Genomic DNA, 22,964 nt, shown 5'->3' with positions numbered 1-22,964 from the left:
ATCACCGGCGATCTGCTCAACCGCGACGCCATGCTCTACAGCCTGGGCGACCTCACCCTCGCCGCCGATGCCGCCGGCACGCGCAGTCAATCGGTGACGAACCTTTCCGGCGACATCGAAGCCGGCGGCAACCTCATCGTCAACGCCCAGCAGATCACCAACGAGCGGCGCGTGCTGGAGACGGAAACCTACACGCTCAGCCCCGCCGAACAGCAAGCCAACCGCACCACCCGCACCACCCTCTTCGATTGGACCACCGACCCCGAAGCCACCACCTTCTGCAACGCCTACGCGCAAACCATCGGCATGAATGGCCACGCCGTGCGCTGTGGTCCGCTGGGTTATTACGGCGATGCCGCCTACGACACGCTCACGCAAACCATCCTGTCCATCACCCGCCTCACCGCCGCCAGCGCCGAAAGCCGCCTCTTGGCCGGTGGCAACATCCGCCTCAACGGCTCCGTCCTCAACAGCAACGCCACGATCGCCGCCGGCAACCATCTGATCATCAACGGCCAGGATGGCAACAACGGGGGCGGCAACGTCGGCAGCGACACCGTGCAAAACCTCGCCTTCGTCCCCACCGTGTTGCTCCAGAACGACCTGGTGCGCTCCGTCGATGGCGATTACCGCGGCAAGCGCTGGTACTCCAACCGCGAATCCAACCAACCACCGATGGTCTTTGCCGAGCACGTCACGAGCGCCACCCTGGCGGCGGGCAGCGTGCCTTTTCTGACCCTCGATGCCGGCCCCAGCTTGCGCGCCACGATGAGCGCTGGCAACGCGGTGGACATCCGCGCGCAAGACGTCAGCAACACGCCCGTCGGCGCCGACGGCAAACCGGTCAGCGGCGTGGGTCTGGGACAAAACAGCAGCGGCCCATATCTCAGCGGCCAGGGTGGCGGCGGCGCCGGCAACGTCGTCGGCAACACCCACCCCGGCAACCTGGGCAACCTCGGCCCCGCCCCCGGCGCCCCGTTCGTCGGCACCCCGCAGCAGCCCTATCCGGTGCAACTGCCCCGCAACGGCCTGTACACCCTTCACCCCGGCAACGGCAGCCCGTATCTGGTGGAAACCGATCCACGCTTCGCCACGATGAGCGGCTTCCTCGGCAGCGACTACCTCCTGAACCAGTTGGGCCTGCAAGGTGACCTCACCTTGAAGCGCCTGGGCGATGCCTTCTACGAAACCCAGCTGGTGATGGACCAACTCACCAGCCTTACGGGCCGCCGCTTCCTCGACGGCAACGGCGATGCGTTGGAGCAATACAAAGCCTTGATGGATGCGGGCACGCAGGAAGCCCAGTCATTCAACCTCAGCGTCGGCGTCGCCCTCACCCCCGCCCAGATCGCCAGCCTGACCCAGGACATGGTCTGGCTGGTCAACCAAACGGTGAACGGCGAACAAGTCCTGGTGCCAGTGGTGTATCTGAGCCAGAACACCGCCAGCCACGTGGCCAGCGGCGCGGTCATGCAAGGCAGCACCGTCAGCATCAACGCCAGCAACCAGCTCACCAACACGGGCACCCTGCAAGCCAGCAACGATGCCCGCCTGAAAGCCGGCAATCTGCTCAACGCCGGCACCGTCGCGGCCGGCGGCAACCTGAGCGTGCAAGCCGCGCAAGACCTGCTCAACGCCGGCGCCCTCCAGGGCGGCAACGTCGCGTTGGTGGCCGGCAATAACCTCACCAGCCGCGCCGATAGCAGCACCGTCAGCCTGGGCACCGTCAACCTCAGCGGTCTCTCGCTCAGCGATGCGCAACGCGCCGGTATCGCCACCGGTGGCCAGCTCAGCGCCACCGGCATCCTCACCGCCCAAGCGGGCAACAACCTCAATCTCGACCATGCTAACGTCAACGCCGGCCAAAACCTCGGCCTGGCGGCGGGCAACGACCTCACCGCCACCGCCAGCACCCTCAACGCCGGCAACGACGCACAACTGATCGCCGGCCATAACTTCACCCTCAACGCCGCCGCCGGCCAAGGCAGCAGCCAGCAAAGCGCCCACGCCGCCAGCGCGAGCACGCACACCGATGTCACCACGCTCCACGCCGGCGGCAGTGCCGTGCTCGCCGCCGGCAACGATCTCACCAGCCAGGGCGCACAGCTCCAAGCCGGCGATCAACTCGCCCTCAGCGCCGGCCACGACCTCACCCTCAACGCCGTCACCGATACCCAAAGCCAAGGCAACAGTTGGCAGAGCGGCCACACCCAATACAACCAGATCACGCAAGACCAATCGTTGCGCGGCACCACACTCGACGCCGCCCACGGCATCGCCCTCAGCGCCGGCCACGACCTCACCACCGTCGCCGCCAACGTCACCAGCAGCAACGGTGCCATCGCACTCGCCGCCGGCAACGACGTGAACCTCCACGCGGCCCAAGAAAACCACAGCTGGCAACAAGACAGCACCACCAAAAAATCCGGCCTGCTCAGCAGCAGCACCACCACCACCCACGATGCCAGCCAGGACAGCCTGGCGGTCGGCACCTTGCTCAGCGGCAACACCGTCACCGTCGCCGCCGGTCATGACGTGAACACCCAAGCCGCACAAATCGTCGCCACCGACGACATCGTGATGGCCGCCGGCAACAACCTGAATATCGGCGTCGCCACCGACACCCACAGCGAACAGCACGAGCGCACCACGAAGACCAGCGGTGTTTTCACCAGCGGCCTGAATCTGATGATCGGGTCCAGCAAGGAAAGCAACACGTACACCGAAACCGACACCACCCCGCAAGGCAGCCTGATCGGCAGCTTGAACGGTGGCGTCACGCTTACGGCGGGCAATCTCGTGCACATCACCGGCAGCGAGGTGCTGAGCGACACCGGCACCGCCATCGTTGGCAACGACGTCACCCTCGATGCGGCGGTGGGTACGCAAGACATCACGCAGACGTACAAGCAACAGCAAGCGGGGATCACGCTGGGTTTGGGTGGGGGCTTGGCTAGCGTCGCGCAGAGTGTCTACGGCCGCTCTCAAGCCGCCAACCACGCCGAAGACGACCGCCTCAAAGCGCTGTATGCGAGCCAATCCGCCTATACCGCCTACGAGGCGTACAACGCCTACCAAGACGCAGCCAGCGCTGCCGCATCGGCAGGCACAAATGTCGGTCAGGGCATCAGCTTACGCATTGGCCTTGGCGCCAGCAGCGCATCCAGCAGCACCACTACCCACGACGAAACCGCTTATGGCAGCCGCATCCAAAGCAACGGCGACGTGGTGATTGCCGCCACAGGCGGCGATCTGACGATCATCGGCAGCCAAGTCAATGGCCAGAACGTGGCGCTGGCCGCTGCCAACCACCTCAACCTTCTGAGCCAGGCCGAGAACCACAGCCTGGAGAGCACCAACAAAAACGCCAGCGGCGGCATCGGCCTGCAAATCGGCAGCAACGGCTTCGGCGTCTACGCTGAAGGCTCGGTAGGCCAGGGCAGTGCGCATGGCAACGGCACCTCGCACGCCATCAGCAGCATCAACGCCAACGACACCTTGACGTTGATCAGCGGCAACGACACCACCATCAAGGGCGCCCAACTCACAGGCAATACCGTGCTGGCCAACGTTGGCAACCACCTGTTGATTCAAAGCGAACAGGACACCGACGACTTTGCCAGCAAACAACAGCAAATCGGTGGCGCCATGGTCATTGGCGCCGGCGGTGGTGGCAGCTTTAGCTACAGTCAGAACAAATCCAGCAGCCACTATGCCGGCGTGACCGATGTGAGCGGTATCGGCGCGGGCAGTGGCGGCTTCGACATCACCGTAGGTGGCAACACGCACCTGGTCGGAGGGGTGATCGCCAGCCGCGCCGATCCCAGCAAGAACAGCTTGACCACTGGCACGCTCCTCTATGAAGACATCCAGAACCAAAGCAGTGGCAAAGTCTCAAGCAGCAGCTTGGGTAGCGACAACAGCGTACTCAGCGGAAGCAAATATGCGATCGGCAAGACCGTCGTGGGCAACCTGATGGGTGGTGGCAGTGATGACGAAGCGCACAGCAGCACCACGCATAGCGCCATCGCCAACGGTACGATCGCCATCGCGGACGGGCAGGCGCAACAAGCATTGACGGGCAAGAGCGCTGAGCAAGCCATGGCGGGCCTGAGTCGAGATGCCAGCCTTGACAATCAAGCATTGGCGCGCCCAGACCTTGGCAAGCTGCAAGCCAACGCCGAGTTGGAGCAGGTGGCGAACAGCCTGGGCTATCAGATGGGTACGCACTTCACCGATGAGGCGTATCGCACGATGTTTGTGAAGTCGGCCGATGTGTATGAAGTGGCGTATGACGAGAATGGCAAGGCTATACCTGGTCGAAAGTTGACCGACGAGCAAAAGATGCAACTACAGCCCGGCAAGGACGGTGCGGTGTATATCGCCGACAACGGCATCTTCAATGGCAACGAGGCGGCGGCCAAATATGCGGATCAGCACAGCAGTGCCGGAGACGGCCCCCAGTACTACATTGCGTTTCCCGAGGCTGGAAATGCCCTGTCTGAGCTCTTGGTCGCGGGATACCAGAAGAATCTTGAGAATGATTTCTGGGGCCTGACCCATGCCACGCAAGAAACCAAGTGGATGATGCTTTACTACGGGCAAGACGCCTTGCATTTCGATGGGCACAGCCGCGGGGCAATGACCATCGGCAACGCCTTGGAATCGATCGCCAAGACGCCTGGTGCGGAGGGCGTTTTGTCGGGGATGACCGTAAGCCTCTTTGGGCCGGCATATAACGCAGCGAAAGCCGACCAAATTTTGGGCTTCTTGCAGGATCGCGATGCTATTGCTGATCCGGCACAAAGGCAGGGAATGGTGTTGACGTTGCAGAATCATATCGCCGATCCGGTTGGGCGGTTCATTGGCGGCAATCCTGCAACGGGCGGCACGATTCCTGATGGATCGTCGTCACTTTGGGAGATGATCCGGGCTGGGACAGGGCAGAAGGACACCTCGCATAACTGTTATGGAGCAAGTAAGGATGCGGCGTGCGGAAACTTCTGGCAGGACTTTCCCACCCTGATGCCTATGTCCATGCCTGCATCAGGCCGTAAGGAGTAGTGAAGCCTATGAAGATAAGATTTATTCTTGCCCTGATAGTTGCGTCACTCTTAACGGCGTGCTTTGGCTACAAACCATTTCAGCCCAATCCTTATGAATACGAGAGATGGTCGCGGCCTGGTGATGATGAGCTAGTTGTCAGAAAGGCAATGCTTGAGTGCGGCTATCCCAGTCCAAATGGCGTAAGAGATCGAATGATAAGTGCGGCGACGACACCCGACGAAATCGCGCTTATGTACAGATGTATGGCGAATAGTGGTTATCTCTACGACGGAAAAATATTTGACGTCTGCCAAGGTGGCTACTCAGGCATGCGTGCTTGCAAGCCAGGGGTTTCAGCGCCTCATCGTGATGAGAATACGCGATTGAATAGCCAGTTTTGCAAAATATTTCCGCGCGCTGATGTTTGTCATTGACCGTAAAAAAGGAGAGTCTGCATGAAAAATACTATTTCCATCGTTCTGACTACATTTTTCCTTGCAGGATGTGTCACTTTATCCGGAACATACAGAGTCTCCGCTATCAATAAGGATGGCGTTCCAATCTCTATGGTGATGGACGTGCAAGGTAATCATATCTACTCGGCTAGAAATGCAATTTGTAGCGCCTATCCGGGTGCAACGGTGTCAATGATGGATATGACGACAGGCAAGGAGTTGACTAGTGAAAGCCCGTACAAGTGCGGCAACAAATGATGCACTCGAGGAGGTGCTCAGTTCCATCGGTCAGGCGGCGAGTAAGGAACGTCGCTGGCTCCAGCGGCAACCGCATCTAGCTGCCGGCCACGACGTGAACCTCCACGCGGCCCAAGAAAACCACACCTGGCAACAAGACAGCACGACGAAAACCTCTGGCTTGCTCAGCGGCAACACCGTCACCGTCGCCGCCGGTCATGACGTGAACACCCAAGCCGTACAAATCGTCGCCACCGACGACATCGTGATGGCCGCCGGCAACAACCTGAATATCGGCGTCGCCACCGACACCCACAGCGAACAGCACGAGCGCACCACGAAGACCAGCGGTGTTTTCACCAGCGGCCTGAATCTGATGATCGGCCGCAGCAAAGAGAGTCAGAGCTACACCGAAACCGACACCACCCCACAAGGCAGCCTGATCGGCAGCTTGAACGGTGGCGTCACGCTCACCGCCGGCAGTCTCGTGCACATCACCGGCAGCGAGGTGATCAGCAACACCGGCACGGCGATCGTGGGCAAAGATGTGACCCTCGACGCGGCGGTGGGTACGCAAGACACCACGCAGACGTACAAACAACAACAAGCGGGAATCACGCTGGGCTTGGGTGGTGCTGTCGCCAATGCGGTCAACAGTGCCTACGCCAGCGCCGAGCGCGGCAGCCAAGTCAGCGACGACCGCCTCAAGGCGCTGTATGCCGCCCAAGCCGCCTATGCCGTGGAAGATGGCATGGGTACCGCTCTGGCCGGCGGGCTGCAAGGCGCGACCAAGACGCCGACAGGCCAAGGGGGCATCAACCTGCAACTGGGCATCGGTGCCAGCAGCGCTAGCAGCAGTACCACCACCCACGACGAAACCGCCTACGGCAGCCGCATCCAAAGCAACGGCGATGTGGTCATGGCAGCCACCGGTGGCGATCTGAACATCATCGGCAGTCAGGTCAATGGCAACAATGTTGCGCTGGCCGCTGCCAACAACCTCAACATCTTGAGCCAACAAGAAAACCACAGCCTGCAAAGCAGCAACCAGAACGCCAGCGGCGGTGTCGGCATCCAGATCGGCAGCGACGGCTTCGGCTTCTATGCACAAGGTTCCGTCGGCCAAGGCAACGCCCACGGCAACGGCATCACCCATGCGATCAGCAGCATCAACGCCAGTGACACACTCATCCTGATCAGCGGCAACGACACCACCATCAAGGGCGCCCAACTCACCGGCAACACCGTGCTCGGCGCCATCGGCGGCAACCTCTTGATCCAAAGCGAACAAGACACCGACGACTACGCCAGTAAACAGCAACAGCTGGGCGGCAAGATGGTGATCGGCTACGGCTCGGGTGGCAGCGTCAGCTACAACCAGAGCAAGGTGAATAGTCACTATGCCAGCGTCACCGACGTGAGCGGCATCAGCGCGGGTAGTGGCGGTTTTGATATCACCGTGGGCGGCAACACGCACCTGATCGGTGGTGTGATGGCCAGCAGTGCCGACCCCAGCAAAAACCTGCTGGATACCGGAAGCCTCACTTACGAGAGCCTTCACAACGAAGCGAACTACAGTGCCAGCAATGTCGGCGTGAGCGCGGGTTACAGTGCTGGTGGTGGCTTCAGTGGTTCGCCGATGTTGGGCGTGCCACAGAGTGGCCATAGCAGCAGCGATACGCATAGCGGTATTGCGCAAGGCACGATCATCCAACGAGATGGCAATACCGATCTCAGTGGCCTTGATCGAAATCCCACGCTCGACAATCAAGCGCTAAACCCGATCTTCGATGCGCAGAAAGTGCAAGAGAACATGGAGCTGGGCAACGTCGCCGGCCAGGTGGGCATGCGAGCAGCCGGCGACCTGGCTGGACAGATGGGCTGGGCCGAAGGCAGTCCGGAGCGAACGATTCTGCATGGCGTGGTGGGTGCTGGCATCGCAGCGCTAGGTGGTGGCAATGTGCTGCAAGGTGTGCTGGGGGCTGCCGCCAATCAGCTCGTGGTCCAGAAGATGGCCGACTATTTGGTGAGTCAAGGCTATACACCTGGATCACCGGAATTTGCCACGATGTTGAAGCTGGCCAGCACTGCGGTAGGCGCAGCCGCAGGCGGCGGTGCCGGCGCGGCGACAGCGCTGGATGGAACAACGTACAACTATCTGACCCATCAGCAGTTGACCGACCTGCAAAAGGAAATCAATCGATGCGACGGTGATCGTGTCTGCATCGAATCTGCCAAGAGCAACGCGGAGATATTGTCAGCCAATCAGGAACAACAACTCATCAGCGCTTGTGGCGGCAGCGCCAGTAGCCTCTCCGGCACGTGCAAGGCAAACATCCTCGACGCTTTTGCTTATGCCACCGATCCGATGGCTGCCCAGTTGGGATTGCAAGTGGACCAGAACATCAGCCTGCAGGATTATTTGAGTCATCGATCAGAGTGGGGATTGGTCTATGCGGATCACGTCGTCAGCCAGAATGGGCAGTTGATGTTTGCTCCGGCGGTGGCGGGCGCGGGTACCGCTGTCGCGGTTGCTGCAGCGCCTGCGACGTTGGCTTGGGGGCAAGAGGCGTGGGCTGCTTATCAGGTTGCCACGCAGGGGTACTCGCTAGGCGCTGCGGCGGGTACCGGAGCGATTGCTTCTGGCGCCGGATATACCGGCGGAGCTGTCGCCGGAGCGGGCTGGGATTGGATTTGGAATGACGCAAATTTTGGCACTGCCTTCGATCGGCGCTTCTCCTATCTTGGTCTTGGTGCCTCAATGACCGTGGGGGCAGTGAACGGCATGTTTGCGACACAGATGTTTCAGTGGGCGAATTTGCCTAATTCATGGGCTAATGCCTTCACTGCGGACGGCGCAGTCATCCGTATCAACACTATTGTCACTGGCAAGGTTGCGAACATGGCCGCGCAGGGTGCAGTTCAGGCGCATGAGCAAAAGCGGGAGGACAAATAGTGTTTGATGGATTCTGGTCAGGAATTATTGGTGGGCTGCTTGGCCCGTTTGCAATCCACTATTTAAGAAGGTTTCGACTTGCGGCGATCTTCGTATTCTGCATTGTCGTGACGCCCTTAGCATTTTTTATCCTTGGCGTCTACGAAGGCGGATGGGTAATTGCCGTCCATCGCATTTTATCCAAGAAATTTTTTGGGGTATTGCTTGTGGGAGCGGTACTTGGCGCTTTGGCGGCATTTGCTGTGTGGGTCTGTACGAAACTCACGCCGCATGAATCAACAAAAGAACGTTCTAAAGAACGATAGGACATGGAGCTGAGTCAGGTAGCCGGACAGATAGGTTTGCGCGCAGACGGTGACATTGCCAGCACCACCACCCACGACGAAACCGCCTACGGCAGCCGCATCCAAAGCAACGGCGACGTGGTCATGGCGGCCACCGGCGGCGATCTGACGATCATCGGCAGCCAGGTCAATGGCAACAACGTGGCCCTCGCCGCACAAAACAACCTTAATCTCCTCAGTCAGCAAGAAAACCACAGCCTGCAAAGCAGCAACAAAAACGCCAGCGGCGGCATCGGCATCCAGATCGGCAGCGACGGCATCGGCTTCTATGCACAAGGCTCCGTCGGCCAAGGCAACGCCCACGGCAACGGCACCACCCATGCGATCAGCCGCATCAACGCCAGCGACACACTCACCCTGATCAGCGGCAACGACACCACCATCCAGGGCGCCCAACTCACCGGCAACACCGTGCTCGGTGCCATCGGCGGCAACCTCTTGATCCAAAGCGAACAAGACACCGACGACTACGCCAGCCAACAGCAACAGCTGGGCGGCAAGATGGTGATCGGCTACGGCTCGGGCGGCAGCGTCAGCTACCACCAGAGTAAGGTGAACAGTCACTATGCCAGCGTCACCGATGTGAGTGGTATCAGCGCCGGCAGCGGCGGGTTCGATATCACCGTGGGTGGCAACACGCACTTGATTGGTGGCGTGATTGCCAGCACGGCGGACCCGAGCAAAAACCTGCTGGATACCGGCAGCCTCACTTACGAGAGCCTTCACAACGAAGCGAACTACAGTGCCAGTAATGTGGGCGTGAGTGCGGGCTACAGTGCCGGTGGCGGCTTCAGTGGTTCGCCCATGCTTGGCGTGCCACAGAGCGGCCACAGCAGCAGCGATACCAACAGCGGCATTGCGCAAGGCACGATCATTCAACGAGATGGCAATACTGATCTCAGTGGCCTTGATCGAAATCCCACCCTCGATAACCAGGCGCTCGCGCCGATCTTCGATGCACAGAAAGTGCAGGTAAAGTGGACCCCACTGTCAAGACAGTTTTTAGTCCAGTTTAAGCTGCTTCCACAACCTCATCCGCAGCGGAACAGCGCTGCCCTGTTTTCGACATGGATACATCATCCTTGCCGTACTTGTCGATGATCAGCGCACCGCCGCCATTCCTCGTGGCGTACACCGTGTCCGGCGACTCATAGCCAAGGGACTGGTGCGGGCGCTCCGCATTGTAAAACGCGAAGTAGTTCGTCAGGCCGATCATCAGCTCGGCCATCGTGGAATACCCTTTCAGATATACGTCTTCATACTTGACCGTGCGCCACAGCCGTTCGACGAAAATATTATCCAATGCGCGTCCGCGACCATCCATGCTGATCTGCACACCTTCGCGTTTGAGCACATCCGTAAATGCCTTGCTGGTGAACTGCACACCCTGATCGCTGTTGAAGATTTCCGGCCGGCCGTAAACGCTCAATGCCTCCTCCAGGCAGTCGACGCAGAACGCGGCATCCAGGCTGTTGCTGATCCGCCAGCTCAGCACCTTGCGGCTGTACCCATCGATGATCGCGACCAGGTAAGCGAAACCACGCGGTAGCCGGATGTAGGTGATGTCCGTGCTCCACACCTGACCCGGGCGCACGACCGGCACGCCACGCAGCAGGTAGGGATAGACCTTGTGCTCAGGATGCTTCACGCGGGTCGCTGGACCGGGCGCCATGCCTGCCAAGCCCATCGCACGCATCAGGCGCTGCACGCGCTTACGGTTGACCCGATAGCCTTGCGCACGCATGGTCCTGACCATCCGCCGGCTGCCGTAGAACGGCCTTGCGGTGTACGCCTCATCGATCAACCTGCACAACAGCAAATCCTCCTCGCAGGGTAGGGTCTGCGCGCTCCGTTGGCGATACACACTTGCCCGTGGCACCGCGCTCAATACGCACTGCTGCGTGATAGACAGCGCCGTGTCCGTCGCATCGATCCAACTCATCCGCATCGCCATGCTCACAGACCGGACTTTTTTTCAGCCAGTCCAGTTCCACTTTCAGTCGACCAATCTCGCTGTACAGCCGGTCGTCATCACCGCTCGCCTCGTTCGGCTTGGGACCGCGCTTGGTCTCGAACAGGCTGCCGGCCCGATCCATGATTTCCTTCTTCCACTGGCTGACCATCACCGGATGGACGCCGTACTGCTGGGCAATCTCGTTGATCGTCTTCACCCCTCGCACCGCCTCCAGGCCGACCTTGGCCTTGAACTCCGCGCTGTGCGTCTTACGCTTCTTGCCTTCGCTCATCTGCTCGTTATCCTCTCGCGGAGGACAGTCTAAACTGGTGTCTCAAATCCGGGGTCCACTTTACGGATTTACGGAAACTGACGGACAAGATATGGGGCGAAGGCAACTACAGTATCCCCGTTTATGTGCCGCCCACTAACAAAGGGGCGATTGGCAATGAATAACAGAATGGTTCTTGCCCTATTGGGCTGCGTGTTTCTTGTGGCATGTGCATCAAGGGAATACAGAGCTAGTGATCCGGTGGTGAGAGTGATGCCATCCAAGCGATATTGGATAAAACCCGGCACTACGGATGAGGATGCCACCGAGGCTAGTCAGGGGTGCTCTCGGGAGCTGCGGCAAGACCCACGCTATATGGCGGCGGTCAAGGAGGCAGCTGATATCTCCAGAAAATGGCCAGGCAGTATGCCAGCAGATGATAAACTTCGTATGCGCAATGCAATGAAAACTAGATCGAACTACTTTGAGGTCTGCATGCAACGAAAAGGCTATCGATACATCTCTGATGGCGTTCCGATTACCTGATTAGTGCTGGTTCATCCGCCACCCAAGCTGCGCAAATCGTCGCCACCGACACGCACAGCGAACAGCACGACCGCACCACCAAGACCAGCGGGGTCTTCACCAGCGGCCTGAACCTGATGATCGGCGAAGCCAAGGAAACTCAAACCACCAACGAAACCGACACCACCCCGCAAGGCAGCGTCATCGGCAGCTTGAACGGTGGTGTCACGTTGACCGCCGGCAACCGCGTGCACATCACCGGCAGCGATGTGATCAGCAACACCAGCACCGCCATCGTCGGCAACGACGTCACCCTCGACGCGGCGTTGGGCACGCAAGACACCACGCAGAGCTACAAACAACAGCAAGCGGGGATCACGCTGGGTTTGGGTGGGGGCTTGGCTAGCGCCACGCAGAGTGTCTACGGCCACTCTCAAGCCGCCAACCACGCCGAAGACGACCGCCTCAAAGCGCTGTATGCGAGCCAAGCCGCCTATACCGCCTACGAGGCGTATAACGCCTACCAAGACGCAGCTGGCGCGGCAGCATCGGCAGATACGAATGTCAGTCAGGGCATCAGCTTACGTATTGGCCTTGGCGCCAGCAGCGCCAGCAGTAGCACCACCACCCACGACGAAACCGCCTACGGCAGCCACATCCAGAGCAACAACGTCGCCCTCGCCGCCGCCAACAACCTCAATATCCTGAGCCAACAAGAAAACCACGGCCAGGAAGTTTTCAAAGGCTTTGCGCGTCGCAATGCGACGATGCCACAGCTCGTGCCCGTGTCGATCGGCGTCCACCACTTCGAACACGTTCTTGGCCAGATCAATCGCCAATTCGCTCGCTTCGATAACCGGAGTACGCTTATTTATGGCCTCGCCCTCGCTCTTTACAGGTCGGTGGACAGTTTTACTCTCCTCCGCTGGCCCTTGTGGCCTGATCGGAGCGGGGCGAGTCCATGTGATTACGAGTTCTCACCTGCGGCGATCGGAGCGGATGGCTTCTTTTGGTTAAGCCCGCTTAAGGCTCTTTGAGTGTGCCGATAACGTCAAAGCGCAGAGGTGCCTCACCTCAGCCTCGGGACCTTCAATGGCATGGGCGGATTTCCTACATAGAGGTGTTCACGCGTGCGCTAGTTTTGCTTTATCAAAAGGCAAAACAGCAGGGATATGCCGTACGCAAGGATATGGCCGGGTGCAATGGTCGCAGCGCTTTCGCTGTTGGCGGGCGTGCTTTCCGTGCAGTGGTTTTCAGTGTTGCCGCCGCGCTGGCTTGTCGCTGTCGTATGTGTCCTTGCATTGTTTCTTGCATGGCGAATATCGCGCTTGCGCTGGCTGGCCATCGTGCTTTTTGGTTTTGCATGGGCCTGTTGGCGGGGTGGTGTTGCCATGGACGCACGCTTGCCCGCCGAATGGGAAGGGCAAGATTTCAGCGTCACCGGCCATATCCAGGGGCTTGCCCAAACCAAGGCTGATGCAACCAGCTTTCTCTTCCGGATCGATCAGGCAAAGCTCAATGACAAGCCCATACCTTGGCGCGGACTTGCTCGCATAAGCTGGTATGGCAAACCGCCGCCTGCGCTGGAACCCTGTTCACGTTGGCAATGGATGCTTCGCTTGCGCCGTCCGCGCGGCATGATCAATCCCGGTGGCGCCGATAGTGAACGCAGTGCACTGGCACGTGGCATCACCGCGGTGGGTTATGTGCGGGATGATCCGTCCAATCAGCAGCAGGCGGTGGCGTTATGGTGCCTGGATCGACTGCGTGGATCGCTATCCAGCGATATCCAGGCGCGAGTACGTGATGCGCACGATGCTGCGCTGCTGCGCGCTTTTACCGTGGGTGATACGGGTGGTTTGAGTGCACATGACTGGGATGTGGCACGCGCTAACGGTGTTTCCCATTTGATTGCCATTTCAGGATTCCACGTCGGTGTTGCGGCAGCATTTGGCGCATGGCTTTGCGGGTTGGTTTACTGGCTTTGGCCATTACTGGCGGTGCGATGGCCACGCGTGCAAGCACAGGCGATGTCGGCGCTGCTATGGGCTTTTGCCTACGCTGGATTGGCAGGTTTTGGCATGCCGACCGTGCGCACGGTTTTGATGATTGGAGCCGTTGCATTCGCGCGATGCAGCCGCCGTGCGTCCGGAGCTGGGCATGCCTTAGCGCTTGCGATGATCGCTATTCTGCTGGCCGATCCCTTGGCGGTACTCGACGCGGGATTCTGGCTGTCGTTTGTAGGTGTCGGTTTTCTGATCTTGTGCCTGCAAACCCAGGGACACGGTATTCGCGCTTTCCTGCGCGAGCTTACGTTGGGTCAGATCGTGATGACGGTAGCTCTTTTGCCGCTCACTTTGTGGTTCTTTGGCGAGGCGTCTCTTGTCGGTGCGCTGTCCAATCTGGTCGCCGTGCCTTTCGTCAGTTTCGTGATCGTGCCCTGTGCGTTGATGGGATTGCTGTTGTTGTTGATCGCCCCGCCGCTTGCAACGCCAGTGTTGTGGCTGGCGGGAAAGCTTGCGCACGCACAATGGTGGCTGCTTGAACAAACAGCCACCTGGCCGGGCACGCACTGGTTTTTGCCTGCCGTGCAACCCTGGTCGCTGGTGTTGGCGATGCTGGGTGCCGCGTGGCTATTCATGCCGCGCGGCGTGCCACTAAGAATGTTCGGCGTCTTGTTACTCCTTCCCTTGCTCTGGCCCGCGCGACATCAACCGGATGCGGGTGCATTTCAGGCGTGGGTGCTGGATGTGGGGCAAGGCTTGTCGGTGATTGTTCGTACGCGTCACCACGCCTTGGTTTACGACGCCGGGGCGCGCTATCCGTCCGGATTCGATCTGGGCGAAGCCGTGGTGATCCCATCGCTGTATGCGCTGGGCATGGACCGGCTGGACGCGCTGATGGTCAGTCATGCTGATAACGATCATGCCGGTGGCGCACCTGCCGTCGCGGCGGCATTTCCCATGGCGCGTCGCTATGGCGGCGAACCGGATCGCATGTCCCTATCTGTCGAGCAGTGTCTGGCAGGGCAACATTGGGAGTGGGATGACGTGCGATTTCATTTGCTCAGTCCGATCAGGGGCGGGGTCGCAACATCAGACAATGATCGGTCCTGTGTGCTGCTGGTAGAAGGGAAGGGCGGCCGTTTGTTGCTGACCGGTGATATCGACTCGGGGATCGAATCACGCCTCGCAGATATCCTGGGATCGGGGCCACGGCTGGTGTTGCAGGTGCCACACCATGGTAGCCGGACCTCCTCCAGTGCGGCCTTCATTGCTGCCGCCAAGCCCGAGCTGGCAGTGGTTTCTGCTGGCTGGCTCAACCGTTTTGGCCATCCGCGGCCCGAAGTTCTCCAGCGCTACGCGCAGGCCGACGTGCCGGTGTTCAATACCGCATTGGTAGGTGCCGTTCAAATTGATTTTCCGGCCACTTCGCCGGCCTCAGTGACTGCACATTGGCGCCTGCGGGAGCGCCGTTACTGGCGGGAATGAATGGTCACCCGCAGCACGGTATGTTCCAACTACGCTGCTATGATGCCCTCTTCAGGCAGACGGCAGGGCCGGGAGTGGGTTGTGGGTGATCTGGGTCAGATTCTGATGGCAGGCGGTTGGGCGATGACGCCCATCCTGATCTGCTCGGCGGTGGCGCTGGCGATCGTGTTGGAACGGTGCTGGACCTTGCGACGCAACTCGGTGCTGCCGCGCGGACTCTCGCAGGAAGTGCGCGAATGGGCACGTTCCGATCAGCTTGATCCGGTTCATCTGGAAAAGCTTTCCACGGGTTCGCCGCTGGGTGAGTTGCTGGCTGCCACACTGGCCGTGCGCACTCGTCCGCGCGAGTTGATCAAGGAACGCATCGAAGATACCGGTCGCCATGTGGTACATCGCATGGAGCGTTATCTCAATACCCTCGGCACCATCGCTCTGATCGGTCCGCTGCTCGGCTTGTTTGGTACCGTGATCGGCCTGATTCGCATGTTCATGCAGGTGATGGTGGGCGGCATGGCGGACCCTACCAAAATGGCCGGCGGCATTGGCGAGGCGCTGATCTGCACGGCAGCGGGTTTGACCGTGGCCATTCCTGCATATGTGCTGCACCGCTACTTCCGTTCGAAAGTGGAAGGCTATTGCGTGGAGATGGAAAAGCAGGCCACCTTGCTGCTCGACGATCTCACGTTTTCCGCACTTGTCGCTACATCACGTCCGCGTCATGCAGCAGTGGCTGGCGACAAGACATCGGCCTAAGACCCTGAGCAGGCTCTTCCATGCGTATCGGTAACGACCGTCGCAGTGACGATTTCGAGATCAATGTGGTCTCGTTGATCGACGTGCTGTTGACTCTGTTGATGTTCTTCGTGCTCACGACCACCTTCGTGCAACACTCGCGCCTGAAAGTGAACCTGCCGCAGGCCAGTGCGGAGGATCGCGACATGCAACCGCCAGCGATGACCGTGATGGTGGATCGCGATGGCCATTTTTACGTGGGTAGCGACGAAGTGGTGGGGCAGGGCGTGGATCCGCTGAAGCAGTCGATTGCCCGCGTGGCCGGTGACGATCGCAACCGGACCGTCACCATTCGCGCCGATGCGATGACGGCACATCAGAACGTGGTAACGGCGATGGATGCGCTGGGCCAGCTCGGCTTCACTCACCTCACCATTGCCACGACACCGACGCCGTCGGAAACGGGTCAATGAGCGAAGGCAAAAAGAAAGTCTCGTTGTGGGGCGCGGAAAGCCGGCGAACCTACAAGCGGCTGCTGGGCTATTCCGCGCGCTTCTGGCCGGTGGCCCTGATTACGATCATTGGTTTTGCGGTGGATGGCGCTTGCCTGGCTTTGTTCACCAACAAACTGCAGCCGATCATCGACGATCTGTTTGCGAAAAAAGATCCCTATCTCATCTTCTGGATGCCGATCTGGATCATCGCCATCTTTTTGGTACGTGGTGTTGCCACCTTCATCAGCAACTACGGTATCGGTTATATCGGCCGTAACGTGGTGCAATCCATGCAGCGCGACGTGTTCGCCGCCTACCTGCGATTGCCGGCGACATTTTTCGGCAACGAGCATTCGGGCCATCAGATTTCACGTATCACCTATACCAGCGAACAGGTGGCGGGTGCGTCCACGGACGCTCTGAAGGTGACGGTGACGGAAGGCGTTACGGTGCTTGGCATGTTCTATGTCATGTTGAGCAAGAGTGCCTACCTCACCATGGTGCTGTTCCTGCTCATACCGCCGATCATGCTGATCGCCCTGTTCGTGAGCCGTCGCTATCGCACGATCAGCCGGCGCATCCAGAACATGATGGGCTCGGTGACCGGTACGGTGGAAGAAGCCATCGATGGGCATCGCGAACTGCGCATTTACGGTGGCCAGCAGCAAGCCTCGGGGCGGTTCAAGGAAGTGACCAGCCGCGCGCGTTATTTGAACCTCAAGATCGTCGCCACGGCCGCTACATCCAGCGCATCCGTGCAGACGGTGGCCTCGTTCGGCTTGGCCGGTCTGATCTTCCTGGCTTCGAGGCCCTCGGTGATCGACAGCATTTCGGCGGGCATGTTTGTCTCCGTGCTGACCGCCATGGGCGGGATGCTGCCGTCGTTGAAGCGCCTGGCCAATGTGCAATCCACCATTCAGACGGGTGTTTCCGCCGCTGAAAATCTGTTTGAAGTGATGGATTTGCCGCCGGAAGTCGATCATGGCATCAAGGTGTTGGAGCGTACCAAGGGCGATTTGCGCTACGAAGACGTACGTCTGGTTTATCCACGTGGCGAGTTTGAAGCCTTGGCGGGCGTCAATCTTCATTGTGCCCCCGGTACGGTCACGGCCTTGGTAGGCCGTTCTGGCAGTGGCAAAAGCAGTCTGGTCAGCCTGCTGCCGCGCTTCAATGCGCCGACCAGTGGCCGCATTCTGTTGGATGGCGACAATTACGAGTCCTACACCTTGCCCTCGCTGCGCCGGCAGATTGCCTGGGTGGGGCAGAACGTTGTGCTATTTGATGGCACTGTCGCTGAGAACATTGCCTATGGCGAGTTGGCCGGCACGAGCGAACAGGACATTATCGCTGCCGCCGAAGCCGCCAATGCGATGGAATTCATTCAGCGCATGCCGAAGGGTATCCATAGCCATATCGGTGAAGCGGGCAACCTGCTTTCCGGTGGCCAGCGCCAGCGTATCGCGATTGCGCGGGCCATCCTGAAGAATGCGCCGATCCTGGTGCTGGATGAAGCAACCAGCGCACTCGATACCGAATCGGAGCGCCTGATCCAGCAAGCGTTGCAACGCCTGATGCAAGATCGCACCACCTTGGTGATCGCGCATCGTCTATCCACCATCGAACACGCCGACCAGATCGTTGTGATGGACCAGGGACGCATCATCGAACGTGGTACGCATGCCGAGCTGATGGCCATAGGTGGCCACTACGCCGCCTTGCACCGCATGCAATTCAACGAACGTTCTGTGGCTGTCGCTGCCGATTGATGCGATGACATTGGCCGAGAAGCTCCAGCAGGGTTGGTACGGCAAGGGGCGCCTGCCCTGGTGGTGTTATCCGTTGGCCGGACTTTATGGCGCGGTTGTGTCGATTCGCCGGAGCTTGTATCGGTTGGGATGGCTGAAAGTGGTGCGATTGTCATGCCCGGTGATCGTGGTCGGTAATCTCACGGTAGGTGGTACCGGTAAGACGCCATTGACATTGGCCTTGTTCGAAGCACTACGGCAGCGCGGTTATCGGCCCGGCGTAATGAGCCGTGGCTACGGGGGGATGCAGCACGAGCCCATGCTGCTTGGCGATGGGCCAAACCCGGCGGAGGTTGGTGACGAGCCCGTATTGATTCGCGCTGCGGGTGTTCCTGTGGCGATGGGTCGTGACCGACCGGCCGCGGCGCAGTTGCTGGTGAATGCGGGCTGCGATGTGTTGATCGCGGACGATGGTTTGCAGCACTACCGGCTGGCGCGCGATGTAGAAATCTGCGTGATCGATGGCGGACGCCGATTTGGCAATCGCAGGCTGCTGCCCGCGGGGCCTTTGCGCGAATCTTTGCGTCGTATCGACGAAGTGGACTTTCGCATTTGCAATGGTGGCGAAGCCATGGCTGGTGAAATATCAATGCATTTGCGTGGCCATACGGTGCGTGCCTTGCTGGGTGGGCATGAGCAACCCTTGAGCCGTTTTGCGGGTGCACGTGTGCACGCGGTCGCCGCCATCGGTCACCCGCAGCGTTTCTTCACGAGCCTGGCCGCGCAGAGCGTGGAGGTGATTCCGCATCCTTTTCCCGATCACCATGCCTTCGTGCCCGCCGATCTCGCCTTTGGTGACGGCTTGCAGGTGTTGATGACCGAAAAAGATGCAGTGAAATGCCAGGCTTTCGCCCAGAAGGACTGGTGGAGCGTGCCGGTGAAAGCAGAGCTGCCGGCAGCTTTTTACGATGCGCTTTGTGCACGTTTGGGTGCAAAGGCTTAAGGCAGCGTTGCCTTAAACCTCCAGGCCCAGAGCGGTATCATGAGCGCTGTTTCCGGCGATGGGCCGGCATTTTTCCGTGTGAGGTTTTCATGAGCCTGATCCAGGTACCGGTATCTTTTGGTGAGCTGATCGACAAGATCACCATTCTCGAAATCAAATCGCGCCACTTTTCCGATCCGGCCAAGCTGGCCAATGTGCATAACGAGCTCAACCTGCTCAATGCAACATGGGCCAACCATCACGCGTCGCAGACTGATATCAACAAGGAACGCGCGCGCCTGTTGGCCGTCAACGAAGCGCTGTGGGATATCGAAGATCGCATCCGCCTGAAGGAAAAGGCGCAGACATTCGATGCCGATTTCATCGAACTGGCCCGTTCGGTGTATTTCCAGAACGACGAGCGTGCAGTGGTGAAGCGCGAAATCAACCTGAAGTTGGGTTCGCAGTTGGTCGAGGAGAAGTCGTATCAGGATTACCGGCAAAAGGGATGACGTGCTAACGCGTACGGATACCCATCGCCTCGGCCGCGGCCTCGAAGCGTTCGATCACATCGCCGACTTCGATCAGGTCCATCACACCGGGGCGTTCGATCTTGCTGCCCCACGGAATCTCGCTAGCTGGCTTGCCGAAGTATTTGCGTGAGGCCGTGTCGTATTTGTCGACGCACCAGCGACGATCCGAATAAGGCCCTGAGCGTGCCGGATTGCTTGCCGCGTGCAGGCCCAGCACTTTCATGCCGACGGTGTTGGCCATGTGCATCGGGCCGGAATCCGGTGTCAGCAGCAGTTGCGCGCGACAGAACATCGCCATCAATGTCTTGAGTGTGTCTTTGCCGGTAAGGTCGAGCGGCGGATGGTGGCAGGCGGCCAACACGGCATCGGCCATGCTGCGCTCGCCGGGAGAGGGGCCACCGATCAGCACCACGCGCCAAGCGTGTGCGGCAGCATGATCCATGACGGCGGCGTAGCGCCCTGGCTGCCAGTTGCGCAAGGCGTGGCTGGACGTGGGGCTCACGAGCAGCGTGGGCTGATCGCCGGGCAACTGTTCAACGGCCCAGGCATGATCTTCTTCGGCAATCGGAATATCCCAGCGCACGTCGGTCTGCTTGAGTCCCAGCGGTTCGCAGAAACTGCCGATGGCTTGCAGCACATGCTCACCGATGCGCGCGGGAATGCGCTCGTTGATCACCAGCCCATGCAAATCCTTAGCGCGTGCGTGATCATAACCGACCCGGCACTTCGCCTTGATACCCAGGCTCAACAGGTTCGAGCGCATGGCCACCTGCATCTGCAGCAGAGCATCGAATCGCTGTCCGCGCAGGGCTTCCTTCACCACGCGCATGCCGGCCCAGCCCGCACTCTTGTCGAAGGTAACGAAATTCACCCCCTGAAGGTCGCCGACCAGCTTGCGTTCCAGCTTGCCCACGATCCAGGTCAGCGATGTTTGCGGCCATGCCTGCTGCAGCGTACGTACCAGCGGCACCACATGGGTAACGTCACCGATGGCGGAGGTGCGGAGCAGGCATATGGATTGAGGAGTAGACATGGAAGAGTCAGGCTATCTAGATGATGAGGCCCGACTCTACAATCGTCGGGCAATGAATCAGGACGGAGCCACGGCAGCATCGATGCACGAGCAACTGCGCCAAGACGCCGAAGGTGTGATTCTGTTCGACCCCACCCTGTCGCCACAAGTCGACGGCCGCTGGTTTGATCCCGCCTATTGGCGGGATCGGGCTGCGCTCAGCACCCAGGCTGGTGGCCGTGGTGGCGTGGCCATGATCGCCACGCCGGCCGGCGAATGTGTGCTGCGCCACTACCGGCGCGGAGGCATGGTGGCGGCACTGATGGGCGATCGCTATGGGTGGACAGGAGCGGATCGCACGCGCAGTTTCGCCGAATTCCGCCTGCTGCAAGCGATGGCGCGGTTGGAACTGCCAACGCCGCGGGTCGTGGCGGCCCGTTATCAACGGCTTGGCCTGCACTATCGCGCAGACCTGATCACACGACGCATCCCCCATACGCAGACATTGGCCGAGTGCCTAGCCGAAGCCCGGCTGGATGCCGAATTGGCACAAGAGGTGGGCGCCCTGGTGGCGCGCTTTCATCGCGCCGGTGTCTGGCACGCCGATCTCAACGCGCATAACGTGCTGATGGCTTCTTCTGCGTTGTATCTGATCGATTTCGACCGTGGCCGCCTGCGCGCACCGGGACAGGGCTGGCGCATAGCCAACTTGCAACGCTTACGCCGTTCGCTGTTCAAACTGGGCGCCGCGGCGGATGGCGAGACGGTTTTCGACCGGAAGATCTGGACGCCCCTGATGTATGGCTATGAGCGTACGCTGAGCGCATGAACTGGCATCTGCACTTCTTGGGAACAGGAGCCGCGCATGCGGTCGAACTGGGTTCTTCGTCCGCCGTGCTTGAGCGCGACGGCAAGCCGTTGCTACTGATCGATTGCGGCCCTGATACGCTCGATCGCTATCTGGCTGCCTACGGCGAGCCGCCGCGGAATCTCTACATTACGCATACCCATATGGATCACGTGGGTGGCATGGAGCGATTGTTCACGCGCCTGTGGCTCAACGAGGCGCTGCGTGGCCGCACGCGCGTGTTTGCCCATGCGGCGCTGATTCCCTGGCTGCAGATGCGCGTGGCGGATTATCCGGGGGCGTTGGCCGAAGGTGGCGTGAACTACTGGGAAGCTTTCCGGTTGGTGCCGTGCACACGCGGCTTTTGGTTGGATGGCTGGTGGTTCGACGTCTTTGCCACGCGTCATCACCGGCCGGATACGTCGTTCGGTTTGGCCCTGGATGGAAGCTTTGTCTTTACCGGAGATACCCGGCCCATTCCGGAAGTGCTGGCGCACTATGCAAAGGGACAGGTATGGATCGCCCACGACTGCGGCTTGATAGGCAATCCTTCCCACACCGGTATTGAGGATATCGAACGTGAATACAATGCAGAGTTGCGTGCGCGTTTGCTGCTGTATCACTACGGAAGCGTTGCCGATGGCGCGGCACTGGCAACGCGTGGTTACAAAGTCGCAGGTACAGGCGAGCGCATCGCCTTGGCCATGCCGCGGCCGGTAAGGCCAGACGCCGGCTGAATCGCTCTCTTGTCGCAGACCCTGCCGAACCGTTATGCTTCCGCTCCTTTGCCGGAAGCCAGTGGCAATGTGGTTAATGCGTGTGGAGAGATGTCCGAGTGATTGAAGGAGCACGCCTGGAAAGTGTGTATACGGCTTATCCCCGTATCGCGGGTTCGACAAAATTCGTCTGGAACGAATTTTGGACAGCCGTAGGCTGGCCCCGGAGCGCGTAGCGCGGAGGGGTGAGGCCCTGGACGGGCCGAACCATCCCGCCCGGTAATACAAGTTGCAAAAGAGTTTTATCCCGGAGAGGTGTCCGAGTGGTTGAAGGAGCACGCCTGGAAAGTGTGTATACGGCTTATCCCCGTATCGCGGGTTCGAATCCCGCCCTCTCCGCCAGTTATCAAGCTTCAGCTTGCTAAAACAGGCAAGCAAGTTGGTTTCACGGACCTAAAAGTCCACCCCTATGGTGGCCCCGTCGGTCCCTCCGCGACGATAGTTCGCAAACCCCGCCAGGTCCGGAAGGAAGCAACGGTAGCGGATGATTCGGGTGCCGGGGTGTGGCTGGCGGGGCCGCCGCCTTTGGGGCGGCCGCGGCGAGTACGCATGACTTGCCTTGAA

The 22,964-nt window shown here is 59.9% G+C and carries 16 protein-coding genes, 1 tRNA gene and 1 other RNA gene; 16 read left to right on the top strand and 2 right to left on the bottom strand.

The features are described from left to right. The first annotated feature begins 30 nt into the window (after window positions 1–30). From EO087_RS07855 to EO087_RS07835, 5 genes are all read left to right on the top strand, one after another. The gene (locus EO087_RS07855; RefSeq protein WP_343133214.1) at window positions 31–5,064 is read left to right on the top strand and encodes a hemagglutinin repeat-containing protein; all 5,034 of its coding nucleotides are present in this window, start codon (window positions 31–33) and stop codon (window positions 5,062–5,064) included. A 437-nt stretch (window positions 5,065–5,501) separates the two neighbouring features. Continuing rightward, window positions 5,502–5,759: a hypothetical protein gene (locus tag EO087_RS07850; RefSeq protein ID WP_128898382.1), complete on the top strand. Its 258-nt coding sequence runs from the start codon at window positions 5,502–5,504 to the stop codon at window positions 5,757–5,759. Further along, on the top strand, window positions 5,728–8,694 hold the full coding sequence (locus EO087_RS07845; protein WP_128898381.1) for a hemagglutinin repeat-containing protein: 2,967 nt from the start codon (window positions 5,728–5,730) through the stop codon (window positions 8,692–8,694). The genes EO087_RS07850 and EO087_RS07845 overlap by 32 nt, the downstream gene beginning before the upstream one ends. After that, on the top strand, window positions 8,694–8,999 hold the full coding sequence (locus EO087_RS07840) for a hypothetical protein (protein ID WP_128898380.1): 306 nt from the start codon (window positions 8,694–8,696) through the stop codon (window positions 8,997–8,999). Before EO087_RS07845 ends, EO087_RS07840 begins: the two co-directional genes overlap by 1 nt. Before the next feature lie 3 nt (window positions 9,000–9,002). Further along, window positions 9,003–10,139, top strand: a complete 1,137-nt coding sequence (locus tag EO087_RS07835) for a hemagglutinin repeat-containing protein (protein ID WP_128898379.1) — start codon at window positions 9,003–9,005, stop codon at window positions 10,137–10,139. Here EO087_RS07835 and EO087_RS07830 read toward each other — a convergent pair. Then, window positions 10,051–11,284, bottom strand: a protein-coding gene (locus tag EO087_RS07830) for an IS3 family transposase (protein WP_240669153.1) whose coding sequence is annotated in 2 segments (ribosomal slippage) — window positions 10,051–11,014 and window positions 11,013–11,284 — 1,236 coding nt in all. Because the reading frame shifts where the segments join, the coding sequence is not laid out codon by codon here. The genes EO087_RS07835 and EO087_RS07830 overlap by 89 nt on opposite strands. A gap of 641 nt (window positions 11,285–11,925) precedes the next feature. Here EO087_RS07830 and EO087_RS07825 point away from each other — a divergent pair. From EO087_RS07825 to EO087_RS07795, 7 genes are all read left to right on the top strand, one after another. Then, window positions 11,926–12,825 (top strand): hemagglutinin repeat-containing protein, encoded by a 900-nt coding sequence (locus tag EO087_RS07825; RefSeq protein WP_128898378.1) that lies wholly within the window; start codon window positions 11,926–11,928, stop codon window positions 12,823–12,825. A 135-nt stretch (window positions 12,826–12,960) separates the two neighbouring features. Continuing rightward, complete coding sequence (locus tag EO087_RS07820; RefSeq protein WP_128898377.1) at window positions 12,961–15,279, top strand: DNA internalization-related competence protein ComEC/Rec2; 2,319 nt, start codon at window positions 12,961–12,963, stop codon at window positions 15,277–15,279. Window positions 15,280–15,384: 105 nt separating this feature from the next. After that, window positions 15,385–16,032, top strand: coding sequence for a MotA/TolQ/ExbB proton channel family protein (locus EO087_RS07815; protein WP_128899852.1), 648 nt, complete (start codon window positions 15,385–15,387; stop codon window positions 16,030–16,032). Between the two features lie 20 nt (window positions 16,033–16,052). Then, window positions 16,053–16,484: a biopolymer transporter ExbD gene (locus EO087_RS07810; RefSeq protein ID WP_128898376.1), complete on the top strand. Its 432-nt coding sequence runs from the start codon at window positions 16,053–16,055 to the stop codon at window positions 16,482–16,484. Further along, window positions 16,481–18,271, top strand: a complete 1,791-nt coding sequence (gene msbA, locus EO087_RS07805; protein WP_128898375.1) for a lipid A export permease/ATP-binding protein MsbA — start codon at window positions 16,481–16,483, stop codon at window positions 18,269–18,271. The genes EO087_RS07810 and msbA overlap by 4 nt, the downstream gene beginning before the upstream one ends. A 4-nt stretch (window positions 18,272–18,275) precedes the next feature. Further along, window positions 18,276–19,253, top strand: coding sequence for a tetraacyldisaccharide 4'-kinase (lpxK, locus tag EO087_RS07800; protein WP_128898374.1), 978 nt, complete (start codon window positions 18,276–18,278; stop codon window positions 19,251–19,253). Window positions 19,254–19,342: 89 nt separating this feature from the next. Continuing rightward, window positions 19,343–19,744 carry a DUF6165 family protein gene (locus EO087_RS07795; protein ID WP_128898373.1) on the top strand — a complete coding sequence of 134 codons (402 nt, stop codon included), beginning with the start codon at window positions 19,343–19,345 and terminating at the stop codon, window positions 19,742–19,744. A gap of 4 nt (window positions 19,745–19,748) precedes the next feature. Here EO087_RS07795 and EO087_RS07790 read toward each other — a convergent pair whose 3' ends face one another. After that, window positions 19,749–20,798 (bottom strand): glycosyltransferase family 9 protein, encoded by a 1,050-nt coding sequence (locus EO087_RS07790; protein ID WP_128898372.1) that lies wholly within the window; start codon window positions 20,796–20,798, stop codon window positions 19,749–19,751. Between the two features lie 82 nt (window positions 20,799–20,880). Between EO087_RS07790 and EO087_RS07785 the strand changes: the two genes are divergently transcribed. From EO087_RS07785 to ffs, 4 genes are all read left to right on the top strand, one after another. Beyond that, window positions 20,881–21,606 carry a 3-deoxy-D-manno-octulosonic acid kinase gene (locus EO087_RS07785; protein ID WP_128899851.1) on the top strand — a complete coding sequence of 242 codons (726 nt, stop codon included), beginning with the start codon at window positions 20,881–20,883 and terminating at the stop codon, window positions 21,604–21,606. Continuing rightward, the gene (locus tag EO087_RS07780; RefSeq protein ID WP_128898371.1) at window positions 21,603–22,361 is read left to right on the top strand and encodes an MBL fold metallo-hydrolase; all 759 of its coding nucleotides are present in this window, start codon (window positions 21,603–21,605) and stop codon (window positions 22,359–22,361) included. Before EO087_RS07785 ends, EO087_RS07780 begins: the two co-directional genes overlap by 4 nt. Window positions 22,362–22,649: 288 nt before the next feature. Further along, window positions 22,650–22,742 (top strand) — tRNA-Ser (locus EO087_RS07775). Between the two features lie 77 nt (window positions 22,743–22,819). Further along, window positions 22,820–22,916, top strand: an RNA gene (gene ffs, locus EO087_RS07770) — signal recognition particle sRNA small type. Window positions 22,917–22,964 lie beyond the last annotated feature (48 nt).

This window comes from Dyella sp. M7H15-1 (assembly GCF_004114615.1).
Lineage (GTDB): Bacteria > Pseudomonadota > Gammaproteobacteria > Xanthomonadales > Rhodanobacteraceae > Dyella_B.
The sequence above is the reverse complement of the archived record's forward strand: the minus strand, read 5'-3'. Positions and strand labels throughout refer to the sequence as shown.

What these genes read in the sequence shown, in the direction of transcription:
- EO087_RS07855 (WP_343133214.1), top strand. Translation starts at nt 31, where the DNA reads ATGCTCTACAGCCTGGGCGACCTCACCCTCGCCGCCGATGCCGCCGGC.
- EO087_RS07850 (WP_128898382.1), top strand. Translation starts at nt 5,502, where the DNA reads ATGAAAAATACTATTTCCATCGTTCTGACTACATTTTTCCTTGCAGGA.
- EO087_RS07835 (WP_128898379.1), top strand. Translation starts at nt 9,003, where the DNA reads ATGGAGCTGAGTCAGGTAGCCGGACAGATAGGTTTGCGCGCAGACGGT.
- EO087_RS07825 (WP_128898378.1), top strand. Translation starts at nt 11,926, where the DNA reads ATGATCGGCGAAGCCAAGGAAACTCAAACCACCAACGAAACCGACACC.
- EO087_RS07820 (WP_128898377.1), top strand. Translation starts at nt 12,961, where the DNA reads ATGCCGTACGCAAGGATATGGCCGGGTGCAATGGTCGCAGCGCTTTCG.
- EO087_RS07815 (WP_128899852.1), top strand. Translation starts at nt 15,385, where the DNA reads ATGGCAGGCGGTTGGGCGATGACGCCCATCCTGATCTGCTCGGCGGTG.
- EO087_RS07810 (WP_128898376.1), top strand. Translation starts at nt 16,053, where the DNA reads ATGCGTATCGGTAACGACCGTCGCAGTGACGATTTCGAGATCAATGTG.
- msbA (WP_128898375.1), top strand. Translation starts at nt 16,481, where the DNA reads ATGAGCGAAGGCAAAAAGAAAGTCTCGTTGTGGGGCGCGGAAAGCCGG.
- lpxK (WP_128898374.1), top strand. Translation starts at nt 18,276, where the DNA reads ATGACATTGGCCGAGAAGCTCCAGCAGGGTTGGTACGGCAAGGGGCGC.
- EO087_RS07795 (WP_128898373.1), top strand. Translation starts at nt 19,343, where the DNA reads ATGAGCCTGATCCAGGTACCGGTATCTTTTGGTGAGCTGATCGACAAG.
- EO087_RS07790 (WP_128898372.1), bottom strand. Translation starts at nt 20,798, where the DNA reads ATGTCTACTCCTCAATCCATATGCCTGCTCCGCACCTCCGCCATCGGT.
- EO087_RS07785 (WP_128899851.1), top strand. Translation starts at nt 20,881, where the DNA reads ATGCACGAGCAACTGCGCCAAGACGCCGAAGGTGTGATTCTGTTCGAC.
- EO087_RS07780 (WP_128898371.1), top strand. Translation starts at nt 21,603, where the DNA reads ATGAACTGGCATCTGCACTTCTTGGGAACAGGAGCCGCGCATGCGGTC.